Source organism: Streptomyces sp. SID13666, from assembly GCF_010548325.1.
GTDB lineage: Bacteria > Actinomycetota > Actinomycetes > Streptomycetales > Streptomycetaceae > Actinacidiphila > Actinacidiphila fildesensis.
The window spans coordinates 48,285-67,568 of the sequence record NZ_JAAGLX010000016.1 but is presented as its reverse complement, the minus strand read 5'-3'; the positions used below and the strand labels follow the sequence as shown (position 1 = coordinate 67,568).

Here is a 19,284-nt window from a genome sequence, read left to right as displayed (position 1 = left end):
GCGGCCCGCTCAGCGCCACGGCGGGCGGACGGGGGTCCGTCTTCAGCGGTTGCTCAACGGCTGAGAGCGGCCAGCTCCTTGGCGGCCTCGGTGAGGTCCTTCGCCGTGTCGATGGCCCGCCAGTACGCGCCCTGCGGGATCGGGAAGCCGGCGAGGCGGCGTTCGCGCGCGAGCCGGGGGAACGTGGTGCGTTCATGGTCGCCGAGGTCCGGCAGCAGCCCGGTGAACTCCGGGTCGAAGACGTACACGCCCGCGTTGATCAGGAACGGGGAGGGCGGCGCCTCGATGAAGTCCAGGATCTGCCCGAACTCGTTGGTCTCCACGGCGCCCCACGGGATCCGGGGGCGGGCCAGCGCCAGCGTGGCGACCGCGGCGCGCTCGTGATGGAACGCGGCCATCTCGCGCAGCGAGAAGCGGGTCCAGATGTCGCCGTTGGTGGCGTACCAGGGCTCGTCGGGGCGCGGGAGCGACGCGGCGGCGTACTTGAGCCCGCCGCCGCGACCCAGCGGTTCCTTCTCGACGACGGTGGTGACGTTCAGCGGCAACCGGGCCGCGTCCAGCCACTCCTGGAGCACTTCGGCGAGGTGGCCGCACGAGACGACGGCGTCGGTGACGCCCTCGGCGGCCAGCCAGTCGAGCTGGTGGCCGATGATCGGTGTCCCGGTGCCCGGGATCTCGACCATCGGCTTGGGACGGTCGTCGGTGTAGGGCCGCAGTCGCGACCCCTGCCCTCCGGCGAGGAGGACGGCCTGGGTCACGGTAGGAGCGCCGTTCGTCATGCTGGGCACCCTACCGGGACCTCGAACGCGTGATGACGGCGTCCCCGGGTGGCAGGGGACGCCCGTCATGGTCAGTAGACGGAGGCGACGCCGGTCGCGAACGAGGTGTCGCACACCGGACGCGAGAAGGACTGGGCGCGCACCGGACCGTACTTGGCGACGGCGGCGCGGCCGAGCGACCGGGCGATCGACGTGCAGTACTTTGCCAGTGACGGCCTGGTGGCCATCTCCGCCTGCAGGTCGGTCAGTACAGTGCTCGCGGACTTGTCCTGGAGCTCGTCCAGCAGTCGGGTGCGCAGCACCTCCTGCGGCTCCTTCGAGGACGGCACGATCTCCGGTTTGTCGTGCGAGGCCGTGAGCACCTGGGCTTCGGAGGCCGAGGTCGCCCACGGGACGCGGGTGACGGCGAGGGTCCCGGACAGCACGAGGACGACCGGGAGTACGAGCGCGAATGTCTTGCCGATGCGGCGAGCTACCTGGTTCACGCTCGCGATCGTAGCGATGGGTGATGATTTGGCGACATTTAGTCACCCTGCCGGGTGAGGGGAATCGCTGATACGGGTGCGGCCGGTTGACGAACGGGATCGAAAAGCCCGGTGTGTGTAGGTATTTGTCGACACCGGAATGATCAAGGCGGACGCAACGCGGAACGGCCGCCCGCGGGTTGCGCGAACGGCCGTTCCGTACTGCTTATATGCCCGTTGGCCCGTTGGCCACGTTGGCCCTTCGGGTTGAGCGTCAGCGGGTGAGGCGCTCACCGGTGGAGGTCGAGAACACGTGGGCCTCGCCACCGCGCGGCACGACGTGCAGCACGGAGCCCTTCTCCGGGATCTCGCGGCCGCCGACCCGGATGACCAGGTCCTGGTGCTCGCCGCTGACCTCGGCGCTGCCGTAGACGAAGCCGTCCGCGCCCAGCTCCTCGACGACGTTGACCGTGACGGCCAGACCGGCCGGCTCGTCCTTCGACAGCGACTTGGCCTCGCCGTTCACGATGTCGAAGTGCTCGGGGCGGACGCCGACGGTGACCGTGCGGTCGCCCTTGTCGGAGGCGGCCGCGATGGCGTCGCGCTCGACGGCGACGATCGAGTTGCCGAACTTCACGCCGCCGTCGGTGATCGGGACCTCGACGAGGTTCATGGCCGGCGAGCCGATGAAGCCGGCGACGAACAGGTTCGCCGGGCGGTCGTACATGTTGCGGGGGGTGTCGACCTGCTGCAGCAGCCCGTCCTTGAGGACGGCCACACGGTCGCCCATCGTCATGGCCTCGACCTGGTCGTGGGTGACGTAGACCGTGGTGACGCCCAGCCGGCGCTGCAGGCTGGCGATCTGCGTACGGGTCTGCACCCGCAGCTTCGCGTCGAGGTTCGACAGCGGCTCGTCCATGAGGAACACCTGCGGCTCACGCACGATCGCGCGGCCCATCGCGACACGCTGGCGCTGACCACCGGAGAGCGCCTTCGGCTTGCGCGCCAGGTAGTCGCTCAGGTCCAGGATCTTCGCGGCTTCCTCGACCCGCTTGCGGATTTCCGCCTTGTTCACGCCGGCGATCTTGAGCGCGAAGCCCATGTTGTCCGCGACGGTCATGTGCGGGTACAGCGCGTAGTTCTGGAACACCATCGCGATGTCCCGGTCCTTCGGCGGCAGGTGGGTGACGTCGCGCTCACCGATGCGGATCGCTCCGCCGTTGACGTCCTCGAGACCCGCGAGCATGCGCAGGGAGGTCGACTTCCCACAGCCGGACGGACCGACCAGAACCAGGAACTCGCCGTCCCCGACCTCGATCTCCAGGCCGTCCACCGCGGGCTTCTCCGAGCCCGGGTAGATACGGGTCGCCTTGTCGAACGTGACAGTAGCCATAGCTGTTGCACCCCTCACCGGCAGGAACGTGCCGGACGATCCGAGTAAAGGAAGGATTGGTCTAGTCCGCCATATGCGAACTGACCGTGACGCTACCCGCCGCCTGCCCCTTTGTCAGTAGCCCCCGGTCACCGACTTTCCCCACACCCGGCACCCCCCGCCTTGAGTACACTTCTCCTGGCCCCGCACCCGCACCACCCACCCGCGGACCCATGCCCCCTTAGCTCAGCTGGCCAGAGCACCGCTCTTGTAAAGCGAAGGTCGTCGGTTCGAATCCGACAGGGGGCTCAGGTTTGGCCCAGGTCAGATGCCATCTGACCTGGGCTTTTTGCCTTTCTGTGACCTGATACTGGGAACCTCGAAGGCCCTGGAAAGCGGCCGGACGGTGGTCGGTGGACAACCGGTGGACACGGCTGCGGCGCGGCTGCGCGAGCGGTGTACGTGGGTGCGAACGAGGGCTGTAGCCCCTCGGCTTCGCGTTGTAGGGCTTCGACAGTTCTCGGCTCGCCCGCCGGGGCTCCCCCAGCCCCGGCCGGTTCTGGCGCATTCGGGGCTTCTCTGTAGCGAGGGGAGTCACGAGGCGTGTCCGGTTTGTCGACGATGGCGACTATCGTGACCGCTGCAGGCTGGCGCGGGGGTCGGCGAGACGAGGAGCCGTGGCGGATGTCCATTGAGGACTCACAGGCTGAAGGCGATGACGAGGTCGTGGAGGAAGCCCAGCCGGCCGCCGAGGGCGAGCCGAAGGGCCAACCGGCCAAGCCCCGGGGTCGCAGTTTCGTCGCGGGCTCCACACCCCTTGATGACCTGCTGAGGTCGAGTGCCCTGACGTCGTTCGAGAAGGCGTCCGCGTCCCTTGACGCCCTGATGCGTAACTCCAGTGTCCTCACGTCGTTCGAGAAGGCCTTTGATTCCTTCAACTGGGTGAACGACTACTTCGAGTCGACGAGGCGATTGCTGGAGCAGTCCGGTGCTGCGGCCGCGATCGAGCGCATGCAGGCGGACTTCGCCCGCACCGTCGATTCGAGCTCCAGAGTTGCGGCGTTGGCCGCCAGCATGCGGTGGGTGGACCAGCTCACGCCTCAGAACAACTACCTCGATCAGGTCACCGCGACTTCCCGTCTGGCCGAGCAGATCGCGGGGTCTGGGGCGCTGACCAGTTGGCGTTCCGCTCTCGAAGCGAACAGCCGTATCGAGGCCCAGCTCCGTGAGCTGATGGAGCCCTCGCCGGTGCTCTCCGAGTTGGCCCGGATCAGCCGGGTCCAGGTCGATCTGACGGACTGGGCAGTTCAACACGCGCCCGGCAAGGGACTTCTGAGCGAGACGAGCGGCATGCCCGTGGTGGCGTGGCGGAACTTCGTCTCAGACTCCGCCGATCACCTGGACGAACTTCCCATGGTGGTGGTCACCGGTCGCACGAACCTCTCGCTCCTGGGGTCGGACCTTCTGGCCTCCCCGGACGCCGACCCCGGTCTCGTTGCGGAGGGTGCGGACCGGGTCGAGTCGGAGGTCGTCGAGCCGTGGATGGCCGCCCGGCTGGAGGTCACGGCAGAGCTGTATGCCGTACTCACACGGGTCGACGCGAAGGTCCCCGAGTTGCTCAACGGCGCATGGGACGACATTCGGCGCAACGGGCCAGCAGCTGCGGAGAAGGTCGCCAACTGCACCGTCGAAGCGGTGGAGCGTGCGCTGCGGCAGGCGGCTCCGGATGAGGCAGTTCGCGCCTGGCATGCAGAGAACAACCGGCCGGCCAAGGAGTGGGAGGGTCTGGACAAGCCGCCTCACGCACTGCGGGTGAAGTACCTCGTGCGCAATCTCGGTGGCCCCCGCCCGCTCGTGGAGAGTCAGGCCGCAGCATTCGCCTCGGTGGTCGGACGGCTCCGCAAGCAGCTCCAGGCCACCAAGCACGCCTCCATCGGTGACGTGGTCGCGGTGCGGACGCTGCTGATCACCGCGGAGAGCCTGCTGATCAGCCTGTTCGTGGGGCAGGACTTCACAGAGAGCTGAGCGGGACAACGGGCTCATCGGTGCCGTAAGCCGCACCGTCTCTTCACCGCAAGCTGACCGCACCGAGAGGTCCCCACACGCGGCGAGGGCTCTCGTCCCCTCTGGCCAGCCAGGGAAAGCAGTGGTGGTCTCGCCAGGGAATGACCTGCGCGTGTGGCTGTCGCTCAACCTCGGGGCTGTCCCGACGAGCAGGAACGCCAGGACCTGTCTGCGCGGGTGTGTGCTGCTCTCGACTGCGCAGACCTCCGCCTGGCGTCGTCGGCGCAGCCTCAAGTGGAGGACTCGGCAGTGCGGTTGGCCAGCGGGGGACTGCTCCAGGTGCAGCGCGGCTCATGAGATGGTCGCGTACGGGTGGTCGACCTGCCACTCGTCGCCCTCGGACGGCGGAGCCCCGGACGGTCCCGGCTGACCAGGGCTCCAGACATTCAGGCGCTCAGGCGGAACGCTCCTCCGTTGATCCGGTCGGCTTGCGGGGCGGAGCCGTTTTCGGCTTGTGTTTGGTCGTTGGTGATTCGTGATCACTGACCGGGGCGAGGTTCTTGCGCGAGCGAGGGACGAGCTGCACGACCTTCTCGGCGGCGTCCCGAGCGAGGTCGTCGAGGACCGATTGGTAGATATCCCGGGTAATCCGGGTGTCCGAGTGGCCCAGGGTTTCGGATACAACCTTGACGTCGACCCCGGCCGCGAGCATGAGCGTGGCAGCGACGTGGCGAAGGTCGTGCAGCCGGATCGGTGGAAGGCCGGCGGCGGCGACCAGGCGTTCGAAGAGGTCGGAAAGCTTCGCCGGGTGGAGAAGGGAGCCGTCCTCCTGGGTGAATATTCGGCCGGTGTCCTGCCAGCCGTTGCCCCAGGTGAGCCGCTCCTGATTCTGGCGTGCCTTGGTGGCCGTCAGGACCTCAAGCGTTTCGTCATCGAGGGCGATGAGGCGGTTGCCGCTGTCGGTCTTCGGGACGTCCTCGTAGACCTCCCAGCCGTCCTGCACGAGCTGTGTGGCGATGGTCAGCGAACGATGGGCGACCGACAGGTCCACCCAGCGCACCCCGCACGACTCGCCTCGGCGTGTTCCCCGGAAGGCGATCAGGCGCCAGAGCGGGTACAGGCGGTCCGCAGCGACGAAGTCCAGGAACCGGCCGGTTTGTTCAGGGGTCCAGACCATGACCGGTGACGGCCGTTGGCCGGTCTCCTGCCACCGCTCGATGCGCTCGTCGTTCCAGACCAGGGCCTTGGGCTTCGTGCCGGGCAGCAGCTCGACGTGGGCGGCCGGGTTGAAGGCCGGCATCACCTGCTGAGCGATGGCGACGTTCAAGGCGGCACGCAGCGTGATCTTGATGCGCGGCTGAGTGTTGAGCCCCGTGATCCGCCGGAAGGGGGGCATGGAGTCGAGCTGGGCCTTAAGCCACTTACGGCGTGCGCGGTTCTCTGCGCCCTTCCACGGGATGGCGCTGAGTTCGTCGACGGCTGCTCGACGCTGAGCGTTCTGCTCCTGGATCTCGATGTTGCTCTCGTTGATGGCGTCGAACATCGAGCTGATGTGGTGGACGCGGAGCTTGTCCAGGCGCAGGTGCCCCAAATGGGGCTTGAGGTGCACCCGGATATCGGATTCGTACCTGTTGTAGCCGGAGATGCGCAGTCGCTTGCGGCCAGTGAGCCAGGTGTCGAGCCACTCACCGAGGGTGGTCTTCGAGTTGAGACTCTGGCCGGACTTGAACCTGCGTCGGCTCTCGTCATAGTCCGGAAGGGGGTCCTTGTCCTTCAGGCAGCCCTCTATGAGGTCGCTGATGGTGGCCTTGCCCCACGTGTCGTCCACCTCCGGTATCGACATGAGGGCACGGACCTTGTCCAGCTCCTCCTTGGCCTTCGCGGAGGTTTCGTAACCGCCGCGACGGAACCGACGGCGACGGCCGTCCTGTGCCGGTTCCAGCTCTTGGAAGGCCGTCCACGTGCCGTGCCGGGAGTTCTTCCGCTTCGGGCAGGAGCCGCCGTACTCCTTGCCCGTCGCAGGGTCCATACAACGGCACCTGCGGGAGACCGTTCCGTTCTTCACTCGCTGTGCTCCTGGTCGCTCTCGGGGCCGGGTTGGTCGACGAAGGCAAGCTGGCCGGGCAGGGCCGGGGGCACGAGCCCGCGCTCGTTCATCCGGGCGCGGAAGACGCGCAGCTCCTGGCAGTCCTCGAAGGCGTGCTCCTCGTAGCCCGCCGCGCGTTCCAGAAGCGTCACTCTGCGGGCACGATCCAAGGTGGTGCTCGCCGTGCGCCGCCGATCCTTAGCCAGATTGGTGGAGGCCATCGCGGCAGCCACGAGGTCGCCGTGATTGCGGAACACATCAAGCAGGTCCCGGGCTGTGCCCTCAGCGGCTGGCTGCTCCATGGGGGTCTCACCGGCGAACCACGCGAGCGCGTCCCAGGTGGGCATCTCGCGGCCGGGAAGGACCTCCACGGTGGCGGCGGTGCCGAGGGGGAAGAGCAGGGAGACCGGCGGGACACCGAGGACATCGGCCAGAACGACGAAGTCGGCGATCGTCATGCTGGCCTTACGCCCGGATTCCAGATTCTTGATGGACTGCTCGGTGGACTCCAAACCGCGGTCGGTGCAGCCCTGGGCGACCTCCGCCATGGTGAGGCCGGCGGTCCGGCGCGCCTCGCGCATCTGTTGGGCTACTCGGGCCGTGAATGCCGCCGGCCAGCTATCAAGGGTCATGACTGCACTTTATGTCGAAAGATCGTGCTGCTGCAACTCCGTGATACACCTTTGGCGCAACCAGTGGCACGAAATATCCCTAGGAGGGCGTCATGGAGGCACTTAGTTCTTCTCGTGCGATGCGGGGGCTGACGAGCGCAGAACTGCTCGCCCTGCCGGCGGTCATCGATCTCGACACCGCTAACCGGTCGCTGATGATCGGACGCTCAACGGGGTACGGGCTCGCCAGGCAAGGGGAGTACCCGGTCAAGGTGCTGCGGCTCGGGAACGCCTACCGGGTCGTCACTGCCGACCTCTTGAAGCTGCTCGGGCTGGAGAGCCAACGGCCGGAGGATAGCCAGTCCGAAGCCAGGCTTGGCGAGCACCACAGTCTGTGCGCATAGGCGCGAACTCCACTGGGTTGGGAACTGGTTTGAGGCGCGGGATGCCGAGAGATGCCAGCAACGCCGGAGATCCTCAGGGCTGAGGGCGACGGTCCTGCGTTATGCACAGCGGGCGACAAGTCCTTGCCGGCTGCTGTACGCCGAGGGCCCGTTCACCTCGGGCACGAGCAAGGTCTCGGCGGCGCTGTTCTGGCACGGCATCGTGAGGACCGCGAGTCAACACGTGGTGCGACCTTGGGGGCGTGCCCTTTGAAGATCCTGACGTGTGCCTGCAAATGATCACCCGTGGGTGAAGATCATCCCCTGCGGCCCAATGCCATTGCCGCGGTCAAAACGGTGGCCCTATTCTCGAGTGCAACGCGTCGATGGAGACGAGTAGTCGCGGGTCACGCGAGCAGAGAGAGCTGCCAGTAGCTGGGAAGGCAGCCTCGCACCCGTTGGCGAAGACCCTCCTGAGCGCGGGGAGGAACGACCTTCGGGTTTCATGCCCCGCCGGCCGGCCCCCGTCATCGGGCACGAATGAGGTCGCCGCTTTCTGGCGGTGGCAAAGGCGTGGTGGCACCGCGAGTACCCTTCTCGCCCACGCTCCCAAGGGATCATGACGACGCTCCTGGAGGGCTGCGATGATCCACACTACGAGCCGGGTATTGGTCGCTGACCTGCGGCAACACCTCGGTCAAAGCGTTTCAATCTCAGGCTGGGTGAACACCCACCGCCTGCAGCGCAAGATGCAATTCATCCTCGTCCGGGACCACACTGGCATCGCCCAGGTCACCCACAAGCGGGGCGGTCACGGCGACGCGATCGAGGCTGAGCTGGAGCATCTGACCACCGAGTCCGCCGTACGGATCACGGGCCGGGTGGTCGACAACCCGGTGGTGAAGCTCGGCGGCCTGGAGATCATTCCGGAGTCCGTCGAAGTTCTGAACCGCGCCGAGGCCCCGCTGCCGATCGACGAGCACACTGGCCTGGAGCAGCGCCTTGACTGGCGGTTCCTCGATGTACGCAGGCGACAGACGGCGCGGCTGCTGTTCGCTGCACAGACCACGCTTGAGCAAGGGATGCGCGAGTACGCGTACGCCCATGGCTGCACCGAGATGCACACCCCGAAACTGATGGGCACCGCCTCGGAGTCCGGCGCTGAGGTCTTCAAGCTCGGCTACTTCGACCGCTCCGCCTATCTGGCGCAGTCACCTCAGTTCTTCAAGCAGATGGCGATCTCGGCCGGCGTCGACCGGGTCTTCGAGATCGGCCCGGTCTTCCGGGCGGAGCCGTCGTTCACGTCCCGGCACGCGACGGAGTTCACGGGGGTGGACGTCGAGCTGGCGTGGATCAGGGACGTCGAGGACGTGATGGCGTTCGAGGAGGAGATGCTCACCCACGCCATCGGCAAGGTCGCTGAGGTCCACGGGGAGGCGATCCGGGAGACATACGGCGTCGAGGTCGCGGTGCCGGCTACGCCGTTCCCCCGGATCACCATGGCCGAGGCCCAGGAGATCCTGCGGGCGAAGGGCTGGGACCCGGAAGGCTTGAAGGAGGACCTGGACCCGGAGGGCGAGCGGGGCATCGCCGCGCACATGCGGGAGCAGGTGGGGCACGATCTCGTGTTCATCACGCACTACCCGACGAGCATCCGGCCCTTCTACCACATGCGCCCGGCCGGTCAGCCGGACGTGACGCTCAGTTTCGACCTGCTGTGGAAGGGTCTGGAGATCACTACCGGGGCACAGCGCGAGCACCGCTACGACGTGCTGCTCAAACAGGCTACGGAGAAGGGTATGAGCACCGAGCCGCTGCAGGACTATCTCAACGCGTTCCGGTTCGGGTGCCCGCCGCACGGCGGTCTGGGGATGGGACTCGCCCGAGTACTGATGGTGATGCTGGGCCTGGAATCGATCCGCGAGGCCACATTCCTGTTCCGTGGACCGAACCGCCTCACCCCATAGGATGTTTGGGGATATCGACGAGCGGGTTCGGAGGGCGCAGCGGTGGGCTTCCGCATCCTCCGAGCCCTCGCCTCCGAGGTTTCGGGCCATGTCTTGATCGCTGATGGGCTGCGATCAACACCTTCTCAGTGGTCAGGACGAGCCTTCGTGGCGCTTACGTACGGGGTGTCGACGACGTGGCACTCCGCCGCCGGCCCCGCTCAAGGGCAAGAGCGATTCCAGCGGGGCCCCGCTATTCCAGGAACCGAACAGGTTGCGGTTCAGCGCGACGATGCGGTGCTTTACCGCCAACTCCCGTGCTGCTTTGCCGTACTCGCAGGTCGCTACGAACAGCGCGACGTCCGCGCGGTGCTCGTGAAAGGCCATGCCGACAAACTTCTGCATGTCCCCGCTGGGAACCTTGCGGTCCGGGGCATAGTGCTTGACCTGCACGACCAAGCGCCGACCGTCGGGCATGTAGCCGAGGACGTCGGCGGCCAGGTCGCCGGAACCGCCGACCACGATGACGTCGCTGCAACCGTCGCGGCGGCATAGCTCGGCGACGTAGTGCTCGAAGTCCTGCCAGGTCATGGCGTCTATGGCGGCCATGGAGCGTTCCAGTTCCATGTGCCGGTTGTGTTCGCGCCAGCTACGGTCGCCGTTGCGTTCCCGCCGGTGCGACTTCCAGAGCCGCCAGGTTACGACGGCTACGGCTCCTGTTCCGGTGATGCCGAGCAGGAGCCACGGCGACTGCCAGAGCATGAGAAGCACAGCTGCGAGGCCGGCCAGGGAGATGGTCGCCCGTTGTCGTAGTTCGCGTTGCCGCTGTGCCTTGTTGCGGCGACCCTTGCGCTTCGGCATCGCGTCTCTTCCCGTCGGTAACCTGATGGGCAGTGTGGAAGTACATAGCGGCATTGCCAAGAAGGCGTTGTGGGCCCGTGATCAACAACGGTCCCCTTCCGCTGATCACGGAAAGCTTCTCAGGGGCCCTCTGCCGAAAGTTTAAGGAGCCATCAGCTCGCCGACGCACTTTTCGGTCGGTTGGCCGCGCCACGTCAACTGTTCCGTATACGGGTGGATGGTGAGCCCGACGCGCTCCGCGACCCGACGGGAGGCGACGTTTCCGACGCGGGCGTGCCAAGCGATGCGGCGCAGCTGCATGCCAGCGGAAGAGAGGCCCCATCGGCACACGACCCGGACGGCGTCCGTCATCACTCCCGAACCGCGAGCGTTCGCGGCCAGCCAGAATCCGATCTCAGCAGACTCTCCGGGCTTGCGGTGCAGGCCGACCCGGCCAAGCGGCTGCCGCGTGACGCCATCGTCGATAGCGAATTCTGCGGCCGTACCGCTGCGGGCCTTGGCGATAGCGATGCTGTGGACGAAGTAATGAGCGTGGGGACGCTGGTAGGGGATGGGCAGGCTGACCCAGTGCTGTATCTCCGGGTCGAGCGAGACGTCGAGAACCCAGTCCGTGTCGTCGGTGCAGAACGGACGCAGTCGAAGGCGGTCCGTAGTGAGTACGGGTAAGTCGCTCGATGCCAGGCTGTCCGTGGTCACAGAATCCATCCCTAGCTCATGGTGCAGGAGCACGGCGCACTTGCCTCGGGGTCGCCGCAGAGCTGTCTGAAGCGCCAGCATCGGCATGAGAACGGTGCGGAGAAGGTACTCGTGTTAGCGGGTAGGGCACATGGCCGGCATGGGAACGGGGAACATCCTGCTCGCGCGGCTGCTCACCGGTGCCACCGTGGATGGCGGCACCGGTGAGGGTGCAGCTAGGCGATCAGAACATTCGCCAGTCGGCCTGGAACGACGATGATTCGCTTGATGCTGCGGCCTTCGGCTTCCTGCTGAACGACAGGAAGAACCTGTACCGCTTGGCGGATGTCGTCCTCAGACGCATCCGACGGAATGCTCATCTCTGCGCGCGTCTTCGCGTTGATCTGGACGACGATCTGGATTGTCTCGGACCGGAGCAGTGCCTCGTCAGCAACGGGCCACGGCTCTTCCCAGACTCGCTTCCCGGTCAGCCGGTGGTAGACCTCACTGGAAACGTGGGGTGCGAAGGGCAGCAGGAGCGACGCTAGGGTGCTGACCGCCTCGGTCACCGTCTTCTTCGCGATGCCGTCCTGCAGGGCCCGACTGCAGTCGTTGGACAGCGCCATCAGCGCGGCGATGGCGGTATTGAAAGCGAACCGCCCGGACATGTCCTCGGTGACCTTCTGAATCGCCCAGGCTGTCTTCCGTCGCAGAGCGAGATCGCGTTCAGCGTCAAGCGCCTTCCCGATCAGGTCGGAGTTGGCGCTCGTGATCTCGTCGGTGTACCTCCAGATCCGCTTGAAGAATCTGTGAACGCCGTCCAAGCCTTCATCAGCCCAATCCGCGCCGTGCTCTGGTGGACCCATGAACAGGACGTAGCAGCGTGCCGTGTCAGCGCCGTACTTCTCGACGATCGACCGTGGCGAGACGGTGTTGCCCTTCGATTTGGACATCTTCGCGCCGTCTTTGGTGATCATCCCTTGGGTAAAAAGCGTCCCGAAGGGCTCCTGCACGGGGAGAAAGTCGAGGTCAGCGAGGGCCTTGCACAGGAAGCGTGAGTACAGGAGGTGCAAGATGGCGTGCTCGACCCCACCGATGTACTGGTCGACCGGCATCCACGCGCGCGCTGCCTCTTTGCTCCACGGCGCGCTTGTGTTGTCCGGGTCGCAGTACCGCAGGTAGTACCAGGACGAGTCGACGAACGTGTCCATGGTGTCCGTCTCGCGACGTCCTGGGCCGCCGCATTTCGGGCACTCGGTGTGGACCCAATCCTCGGCGGTGGCCAGGGGGGACTTGCCCTTTGGGGCGTAGTCCTCGACGTCGGGCAGCGGGACAGGAAGCTGGTCTTCAGGGACAGGTACCAGTCCGCATCCGTCGCAGTACACGATCGGGATGGGGCAGCCCCAGTACCGCTGTCGGGACAGGAGCCAGTCACGGAGCTTATAGCTGACGACTGCCTCGCCCAGCCTGAGATCGCCGAGCTTGGCGGTGACCCCGGCGCCTGCCTCTCGGCTGGGCACCCCGTCGAACTCCGCGGAGTTGATGGCGACACCTTCCCCTACGTAGGGGAGTTCAGGGGTCGTTCCGTCAGCAAGGCCGATGACGGGCTGGATCGGAAGGTTGAGCGCCTTGGCGAATTCGAAGTCACGATCATCGTGTGCGGGCACACCCATGATCGCGCCGGTTCCGTACTCCATGAGTACGTAGTCGGTCACCACGATGGGGATCTTGTTTCCGGTGAGCGGGTGGATCGCATGCCGGCCAGTGATGACGCCGGTCTTCGGCCGCTCATCACCCCCACGGTCACTGTGTCCCGCACGGCGAGCCGCGTTGGCGTACTCGCGGACCGCGGCTTCCTGCGGTGTCCCGCCGGTGAGACGCTCTAGGTCGGGGTGCTCTGGGGACAGCGCGATGAACGTGGCCCCGTACAGAGTGTCGGGCCGCGTCGTGAAGACCTGGATCTCGTGTTCTACCTCGGCGCCGCGGAAGGTGACGCTGGCGCCTTCCGAGCGTCCGATCCAGGCGCGTTGCATGGTCTTGACGTGCGCGGGCCAGTTGAGGCCATCAAGGTCGTTCAGTAGCCGCTCGGCGTAGTCGGTGATCCGGAAGAACCACTGCTCAAGCTGCTTGAGTTCGACGAGGCTGCCACACCTCTCGCATTGCCCGTCGACTACCTGTTCGTTCGCCAGCACCGTTGCATCGGACGGGCACCAGTTGACAGCGGACCGCTTGCGGTACGCCAGCCCGGCTTTGAAGAGCTGCAGGAAGATCCACTGCGTCCAGCGATAGTAGGTGGGCTGATGCGTGCTGATCTCCCGACTCCAGTCGATGGAGATGCCCCACTGCTTGAACTGCTCGCGGAAGGAGGCGATCGACTCGTCTGTGGAGACCCGCGGGTGCTTCCCTGTGCGGATCGCGTGGTTTTCTGCCGGTAGCCCGAATGCGTCGTAGCCCATCGGATGCAGCACGTAGTAGCCCTGCCTGCGCAGGAAGTGGGCTACCGCGTCGCCGACCGCGTAGTTCTTGAGGTGGCCTACGTGCGGTTCCCCGCTCGTGTAGGGCAACATCTCAAGGACGTACGCCCTCTTGTCGGCAGCAGACGTGTTCGACACTTCCCACGTCCGCTCCTCCCGCCATAGTGTCTGCCAACGCTCTTCGATCGCACGAGGATCGAACTGCGGCGATGGGTTGAGCTCGGTCATTGGAATCCTATTCCGCGACGAACCTACCGGGCTATATAGGTGGCGCGCATTCTATCACATCTGAGCAATGAGCGTCCGCAATAAGAGTGCCCCAAACATCCGGGCTCGATATTCGGTTACCGGCACGCCCTGGACAACCGCATTGGGATACTCGATGGTTAGCGCGATACGCGTATCCTTCCGGCTCCGGAGCCAAGCCGAGCAGCACCGTTGAGAGAGAGAAGAGGCGGAGTTCCAGTCGTGATCGAAGAGGAGTACTTCAGGCGCCTTGAAGTCACACCCGCCATGGAGAGAATTGAACGTTCCCAGGAACCCCTGGGCTGTTTCGTAATCTCCAGGATCCCCGGAGGAGACCACATAAGATACTTCTTCCATGGGTCCGCGCAGGCCAGGCGTATGAAGGTCCAGCGCGTACGTGTTTCGGCCGTCCGCCGCGAGTCTGTTGCGTAGCGCGGATACCGATCGGTACGTGCTCGAAACGCCGTAGTCTCGATTGTGATCCCACGGTTTTCGAGCCTTTCCTTGATCGCCGCGAGTGACGCCATCCATGTCCATGATGGGCGCCGCCATCAGTTCACAGCGAGAGACGGAAGGGTCACGTGCTCGCCTCAATTCAATGAACTCTTGGACTGCTCCTTCCAGGACATACGAGGCCATGGCCTCGCAGGCATGGTGCCGGGCAGTGAGCAACACAAGGTTCTCCGCTTTCGGATGGGGAACTATGATCACGGGGACATCGCTGCCGCCTTCACTGCCCGTCAGGGATTGCCACACCACCGATTCTCCCAACTTGGCACGGAACGCCTCAAGTTCCTGCAGCCCGTATGCCATGGTTGCGGAGAGCCCAACCGTCGTCCGGCCGGGCAGAGGGACGTCGAAAGCGGTGTCGGGTCCCGGTGACGCCCAGAGCCAATCACGTGTTCCGGCCCTGCTGACAACAGGTCCGAACTGGCCGATCAGCAGTGGGCGTGCCAGGCGAATCCGCACAAGGGCGTCGCGTTCCGCATGCAGCCGTACGTGCCAGTACCAGCGGTCCCCTGTGGAATCTCGTAAATCACGATCGACGACGAACTCATACGTCCCGACCTGGCTGATGAGCCCGTTCCCGGTAGGGAATTCTGAGCTAATCCACGGCGTCACGAACTTGGATCTTCATTAGCCGTGGCGACAAATATGAGATGGCCTTTCCCCAGCGGTGACGGATTCACCTTTTGGAAGCTTCCATATTCCTCGGTGACCGAGAGGCCAGCGTCCTTTAATAGCTGGCGAAGTTCCGGGGCCGTCAGCGCCAGCTGGTCGAAGAAGTTGTCGTACATTGAGACCTGCCCATTCTTCTCTCGAACAAGAATGGTTTCCTCGTGTCGCCAGTTAGCGGTGTGCGCATTCACCGCATGTCGGATGAGTCGAGTGATCAGGATTCCGTCGCTCCGGTGGTGGGCGACGATATACGGCTGGTAGTTGTCGACGAAGTTCAGCATGTGGCCGATGTCGACAACGAATCGACCGCCCGGCCGTAACCATTCGCGAGCCTTGGTCAGTAGCCTTCCGAGTTCGTCACGCTTGAGATAGTTGAGGGTGACGAATACGGCGTAGATGAGGTCGAATTTCCCCTCCGTCTCGTAGTCGGCGGCGCGGCAGTGGATGTACTGGATATTGCCGCCGGACTCTTTGGCGAACTCTATGAAGTTTTCGCTTTGATCCACGCCTGTGCAGGTGTACCCAAGGTTGCGGAGGGCGCGGAGGTTGGTTCCAGTTCCGCAGCCGAGATCCAGGACGCGGCCACCCGCCGGCAGGTAGGAAGCGAAGAAGGAGCTCTCTGCCTCCAGGTTGCGGAAGTCCTGCCTGATGATCTCGTAGTACTTGCCTGGGAATTCAAAGCTTGCCATCGTCTTCTCCTTACGCGGGGAGCCGCTGGCCCGGCGGGACGTGCCGTCCGGGCCAGCGACGAGGACAGCGGCTTCGGACCTACATGAACTCGTGGCTCGACCTCAGGAGCCGGTAGTCGAGGCTGTGGATGCGGCCACCACCGCCAAGCTCTCGCAACTGCGCCAGGTTCGGACTGTTGTCCCAGATGTGCGCGAGGGCGTTGTCCTGCAGGTTGTAGCCACCTGAGAAGTCAGAACCCTTCAGCTTTCCTGCGGTGTAGGAAGAACCTGTCGGGTCAAGGCGCATGCGGCTGAAGGGCCATTCCGTCAGGTACGGCAGCTTGTCGACGAGATCCGTCAAGTCAGCGAAGGGCTGGTTAGCCTGCCCGCGGCGGACGTAGTGGCTGTGGGACGGGGTGTAGTCGCCAGAACGTACGCCCTGGAGGTAGAGGTCGAGGCTGGCCCGGATCTCTCCATCGTCGAGGACGAGGTCACGAAGGTTGACGCCTCGGCCGACCGGCGAAAGGAAGCCGATGTCGAACCACTTCGCGCCGAACTCGGTTATCCGCCGTCCGATTTCCCGGACAGTGGTGTGGTTGTTCTTGTGGAGGGTGGCTCCTGCGGCCACCGGGATGCCGGCTGCGGCGAGGATGCCCACCCGCTCGCGCAGCATGTCGAAGGCTCCGCGGCCGCGCATCCAGTCGTGCGTCTGAGCGTCCGCGCCGTCGATGCTCGTACCGACGTGCCACAGGCCACGGAGCGCCTTGAGCCTTTCCACGCTCTGCATGTTCAACGCTGCCGTATCGCTGCGGATGTAGACGCTCAGCCCGGCCGCATCGGCTGCCTCCACGATGTCGAAGGAGTCGTCTCGGAACAAGGGGTCTCCCCCGGTGAGCTGAACGATCAGCACTCCGGCCTCAGCGAGCTTGCCGAAGATCGCGCCCCATTGCGGAGCGGTGAGCTCTCCTGGAATCCTCGCTTCAGGCGAGGACTCATAGGCGCAGTGGCGGCAAGCGCGGAAGCAGCCGTACGTGACCTCGACCTCGACGATGATGGGACTCTGCAGGTAGTTGAGCGAAAGATCGCGGGCTGCGAAGTGCTCGACGCTCGTGTCCGTGTCCGTGTCCCGTGGCCCCAGCAGGTTGTTCTGGAGCAAAGACCCGAGGGTCTGCCGCACTTCCGACGCATCGTTTGTGTGGTCGGCGAAGTCCAGCAGTTCTCGTCCGGTCCTGCGTCCCTGGGCCGCCTCGCGAAGGATTCCGTAGGCCGTGTGATCCACCATGAAGTGCCGGTGCTGATCGCGGTCAAACAGGATCCCGCCGAAGAACTCCTCCCGCAGCTTCGCGTTGAACGGGACACTGAGCGGGACGTCCAGGCCGGCGTCGATGTCGTTGCCCGCAGCCTTGTACGTCGCGAACTCAGGGGCGCAGGCGCAGTCCAGCATCGGGTGGAGGTCCCGGCTCAGGAAGAACGGTCCAGACCTCTCGAAGTTCTCCCGGATGATCTTTTCCTGGATGTTTGCCAAGCCTTCAGTTGTGACTGTCATGCTTGCTCTCCTTCCAGAGGCTTCGCCTCAACGTCCGGCTCGCCGTGTGATGCGGTACGGGATTGCGGTGACGACGTTGAGGGGGAGCACCCGGCCAGTAAGCCGTGTGCAGGAATCCGCCGAAGAGTGTGCGAAGTGCCCTCTGGGAGTGGCCACCGTTCTCTTCGTCGGCAGGACGCGTGCTGATCTGCGGGCTCGTTAGTACGGCGTTCTTCCAACTACAGATGGCTACGCGAGCCATGTCTTCGAGGCGCCAGGTCGCACAGGCGCAACCCCATCGAGAGTGATTGGGTGTGACCCTCTCGCAACTGGGTGTGAGGAGACCCTTCCATTGCGCGCGCTCTGTGAGCGGACATCTTGTCCGTAGGTTCCTTCGCGCGACTCCTTGACAGATCGGTGAGATGTGCTAAATGCGGACCGTCTCGATCTCAGGACGTTGATTCAGTTGAGTGGTCTCGTATTCGAGTGCGCGGCGAATGGTGCAGTGCCTTCAGCGGGCAGCTGGAGCAGCGCGCGGTGTGTGCCGACACAGTGCGTGTCCGTGAGCTCCACAAGGCCAGGACAACGCGGCGACGGAACGCAGGTGCCCGCGTGTCAGCACGCTGGTCAGCGGGCCGTGGGCGTTCCGCGTGGCGGAGGAGCCCCAACTGATGACCGGTTCCGTTAACACTTGGCGACCAGCTCGGCGGGACTGGACATCGTCCGTACCCTGAGCGTGAGTGCTCTATCGCGAAGGGAACGATCCGTCGATGAGTGAAACCTTGACGCTGGGAGACCGGCTCCGCATAGCCCGTCGGACGCGCAAGCTGTCGGCTGCACAACTGGCGCAAAAAGTGGCGATCTCGCCGAGCTATGTCCAGAAGCTGGAGTCAGGTGCCCGGAAGGCGACGCCGTCCCTGGTGCTAGCCCTCGCAGGGGCGCTGCACTTCGGTCCGGAGGTTCTGACCGGACAGCCGTACTACGGTGAACCGGAGGCTGAGGACGGGGTGCACGCGGTCATCCCCGAACTGCGTCGCTTGCTGCTGTGCTACGACATCCCCGAAGAGTTGGAAATCCCCCCGCGGTCCTTGGCCGTGCTCGCTTCGGAGGTCGACCAGGTCTCAGCACTGCGCCGCGACGCGCGCTACGCACCAATGGGTCCGTTGCTGCCCCCGATCATCAGTGAGCTGACACACGTGGCGCTCGATTCGCGCGATGCGGATCAACGTAAGGCGTTCTGGCACCTGGCTCGCGCCTACCGGGCCGTGAACTCTTTGGCTCACAAGATGGGCCACCACGACCTGTCCAACACGGCTCTGGACCGGGTGCATTGGGCTGCCGATCGATCCGGTGACCCCCTGATGCAGGTAACCGCCGCGTACCTCACGGCAGGGGCGATGCTTCGACAAGGGGCGTACGCGCCGGCCCGCCGGAAGCTGCTGGCCCTGCGCGAGGAGCTGGAACGGCTGCAGCCGGAGCGGTCCTTCACCCAAGATGCGCTCGCAGTCGACGGGGCGCTGCTGCTCAAGCTGGCCGTGGTGGAGTCGCGGGAGAACAACCCTGAGGCTGCCAACGCGTATCTGCGTGAGGCTGAGGATGTGGCTCGGATGGCAGGTAACCGTGACTCCCTGGCGTACGAGACGTCGTTCGGACCGACAAACATCAAGATCCACGAAGTGCACGCCATGATTGACCTGGGTGATAGCGAACAGGCGCTCGCCAGGCTTGCGGAATGGTCCCCGTCCAGCGGCGAGTGGTCACCGCCGATGTCGACGGTCGGCGAGCGGTCAAGCCATCACCACATCGACGTGGCGTCGGCGAAGCTGACAGTTGGCGATCGGCCCGGAGCCTTCGCCGATCTCCAGCGGGCGAGAAAGCTCGCGCCGAACCACACCCGGTTCCATCCGTCCGTGCGTGACACCGCCGCAGCACTGCTGCGCATGGACAGCCATCCATCCAACGAGCTGGCTTCGTTCGGGAATTGGGCTGGCGTCTAGCACAATCTGACTAG

General features: G+C 65.1%; 15 protein-coding genes and 1 tRNA gene. 5 read left to right on the top strand and 11 right to left on the bottom strand.

Annotation, left to right across the window (positions count from 1 at the left end; all coding sequences use genetic code 11):
* Positions 1-53: 53 nt before the first annotated feature.
* From G3I60_RS21500 to G3I60_RS21490, 3 genes are all read right to left on the bottom strand, one after another.
* Positions 54-779: a nucleotidyltransferase family protein gene (locus tag G3I60_RS21500; protein WP_138354089.1), complete on the bottom strand. Its 726-nt coding sequence runs from the start codon at positions 777-779 to the stop codon at positions 54-56.
* Between the two features lie 71 nt (positions 780-850).
* Positions 851-1,264: a hypothetical protein gene (locus G3I60_RS21495; protein ID WP_138354090.1), complete on the bottom strand. Its 414-nt coding sequence runs from the start codon at positions 1,262-1,264 to the stop codon at positions 851-853.
* A gap of 253 nt (positions 1,265-1,517) precedes the next feature.
* Positions 1,518-2,636: an ABC transporter ATP-binding protein gene (locus tag G3I60_RS21490; RefSeq protein WP_164295044.1), complete on the bottom strand. Its 1,119-nt coding sequence runs from the start codon at positions 2,634-2,636 to the stop codon at positions 1,518-1,520.
* Positions 2,637-2,850: 214 nt separating this feature from the next.
* On the opposite strand from G3I60_RS21490, the gene G3I60_RS21485 reads away from it, so the two are divergent.
* Positions 2,851-2,924, top strand: a tRNA-Thr gene (locus G3I60_RS21485).
* Positions 2,925-3,299: 375 nt separating this feature from the next.
* Positions 3,300-4,640, top strand: a complete 1,341-nt coding sequence (locus tag G3I60_RS21480) for a hypothetical protein (RefSeq protein ID WP_164295043.1) — start codon at positions 3,300-3,302, stop codon at positions 4,638-4,640.
* A 433-nt stretch (positions 4,641-5,073) separates the two neighbouring features.
* Here G3I60_RS21480 and G3I60_RS21475 read toward each other — a convergent pair whose 3' ends face one another.
* Together G3I60_RS21475 and G3I60_RS21470 are read right to left on the bottom strand one after the other, a co-directional pair.
* Complete coding sequence (locus tag G3I60_RS21475) at positions 5,074-6,648, bottom strand: site-specific integrase (RefSeq protein WP_203673449.1); 1,575 nt, start codon at positions 6,646-6,648, stop codon at positions 5,074-5,076.
* A gap of 32 nt (positions 6,649-6,680) precedes the next feature.
* On the bottom strand, positions 6,681-7,337 hold the full coding sequence (locus G3I60_RS21470) for a helix-turn-helix domain-containing protein (protein ID WP_164295041.1): 657 nt from the start codon (positions 7,335-7,337) through the stop codon (positions 6,681-6,683).
* A 92-nt stretch (positions 7,338-7,429) separates the two neighbouring features.
* Between G3I60_RS21470 and G3I60_RS21465 the strand changes: the two genes are divergently transcribed.
* Both G3I60_RS21465 and aspS read left to right on the top strand, forming a co-directional pair.
* On the top strand, positions 7,430-7,720 hold the full coding sequence (locus G3I60_RS21465) for a hypothetical protein (protein WP_164295040.1): 291 nt from the start codon (positions 7,430-7,432) through the stop codon (positions 7,718-7,720).
* 623 nt (positions 7,721-8,343) lie between these two features.
* Complete coding sequence (gene aspS / locus G3I60_RS21460) at positions 8,344-9,666, top strand: aspartate--tRNA(Asn) ligase (protein ID WP_164295039.1); 1,323 nt, start codon at positions 8,344-8,346, stop codon at positions 9,664-9,666.
* 132 nt (positions 9,667-9,798) lie between these two features.
* Here aspS and G3I60_RS21455 read toward each other — a convergent pair whose 3' ends face one another.
* The 6 genes from G3I60_RS21455 to G3I60_RS21430 form a co-directional block, all read right to left on the bottom strand.
* Positions 9,799-10,506: a restriction endonuclease gene (locus tag G3I60_RS21455; RefSeq protein ID WP_164295038.1), complete on the bottom strand. Its 708-nt coding sequence runs from the start codon at positions 10,504-10,506 to the stop codon at positions 9,799-9,801.
* 141 nt (positions 10,507-10,647) lie between these two features.
* Entirely contained in the window at positions 10,648-11,202 is a 555-nt protein-coding gene (locus tag G3I60_RS21450; RefSeq protein WP_164295037.1) for a GNAT family N-acetyltransferase, read from the bottom strand.
* 215 nt (positions 11,203-11,417) lie between these two features.
* Complete coding sequence (leuS, locus tag G3I60_RS21445; RefSeq protein WP_164295036.1) at positions 11,418-13,883, bottom strand: leucine--tRNA ligase; 2,466 nt, start codon at positions 13,881-13,883, stop codon at positions 11,418-11,420.
* Between the two features lie 54 nt (positions 13,884-13,937).
* Positions 13,938-15,023: a hypothetical protein gene (locus tag G3I60_RS21440; protein WP_164295035.1), complete on the bottom strand. Its 1,086-nt coding sequence runs from the start codon at positions 15,021-15,023 to the stop codon at positions 13,938-13,940.
* Positions 15,020-15,769: a class I SAM-dependent methyltransferase gene (locus G3I60_RS21435; RefSeq protein ID WP_164295034.1), complete on the bottom strand. Its 750-nt coding sequence runs from the start codon at positions 15,767-15,769 to the stop codon at positions 15,020-15,022. Before G3I60_RS21435 ends, G3I60_RS21440 begins: the two co-directional genes overlap by 4 nt.
* 79 nt (positions 15,770-15,848) lie before the next feature.
* The gene (locus G3I60_RS21430; protein ID WP_164295033.1) at positions 15,849-17,294 is read right to left on the bottom strand and encodes a radical SAM protein; all 1,446 of its coding nucleotides are present in this window, start codon (positions 17,292-17,294) and stop codon (positions 15,849-15,851) included.
* A gap of 719 nt (positions 17,295-18,013) precedes the next feature.
* On the opposite strand from G3I60_RS21430, the gene G3I60_RS21425 reads away from it, so the two are divergent.
* Positions 18,014-19,270: a helix-turn-helix transcriptional regulator gene (locus G3I60_RS21425; RefSeq protein WP_343241250.1), complete on the top strand. Its 1,257-nt coding sequence runs from the start codon at positions 18,014-18,016 to the stop codon at positions 19,268-19,270.
* The last annotated feature ends 14 nt before the right edge of the window (positions 19,271-19,284 follow it).

Excerpts from the sequence above, each read along its gene's own strand:
- G3I60_RS21500 (WP_138354089.1), bottom strand. The coding sequence starts at position 779 with ATGACGAACGGCGCTCCTACCGTGACCCAGGCCGTCCTCCTCGCCGGA.
- G3I60_RS21490 (WP_164295044.1), bottom strand. The coding sequence starts at position 2,636 with ATGGCTACTGTCACGTTCGACAAGGCGACCCGTATCTACCCGGGCTCG.
- G3I60_RS21480 (WP_164295043.1), top strand. The coding sequence starts at position 3,300 with ATGTCCATTGAGGACTCACAGGCTGAAGGCGATGACGAGGTCGTGGAG.
- G3I60_RS21475 (WP_203673449.1), bottom strand. The coding sequence starts at position 6,648 with ATGGACCCTGCGACGGGCAAGGAGTACGGCGGCTCCTGCCCGAAGCGG.
- G3I60_RS21470 (WP_164295041.1), bottom strand. The coding sequence starts at position 7,337 with ATGACCCTTGATAGCTGGCCGGCGGCATTCACGGCCCGAGTAGCCCAA.
- G3I60_RS21465 (WP_164295040.1), top strand. The coding sequence starts at position 7,430 with ATGGAGGCACTTAGTTCTTCTCGTGCGATGCGGGGGCTGACGAGCGCA.
- aspS (WP_164295039.1), top strand. The coding sequence starts at position 8,344 with ATGATCCACACTACGAGCCGGGTATTGGTCGCTGACCTGCGGCAACAC.
- G3I60_RS21455 (WP_164295038.1), bottom strand. The coding sequence starts at position 10,506 with ATGCCGAAGCGCAAGGGTCGCCGCAACAAGGCACAGCGGCAACGCGAA.
- leuS (WP_164295036.1), bottom strand. The coding sequence starts at position 13,883 with ATGACCGAGCTCAACCCATCGCCGCAGTTCGATCCTCGTGCGATCGAA.
- G3I60_RS21435 (WP_164295034.1), bottom strand. The coding sequence starts at position 15,769 with ATGGCAAGCTTTGAATTCCCAGGCAAGTACTACGAGATCATCAGGCAG.
- G3I60_RS21430 (WP_164295033.1), bottom strand. The coding sequence starts at position 17,294 with ATGACAGTCACAACTGAAGGCTTGGCAAACATCCAGGAAAAGATCATC.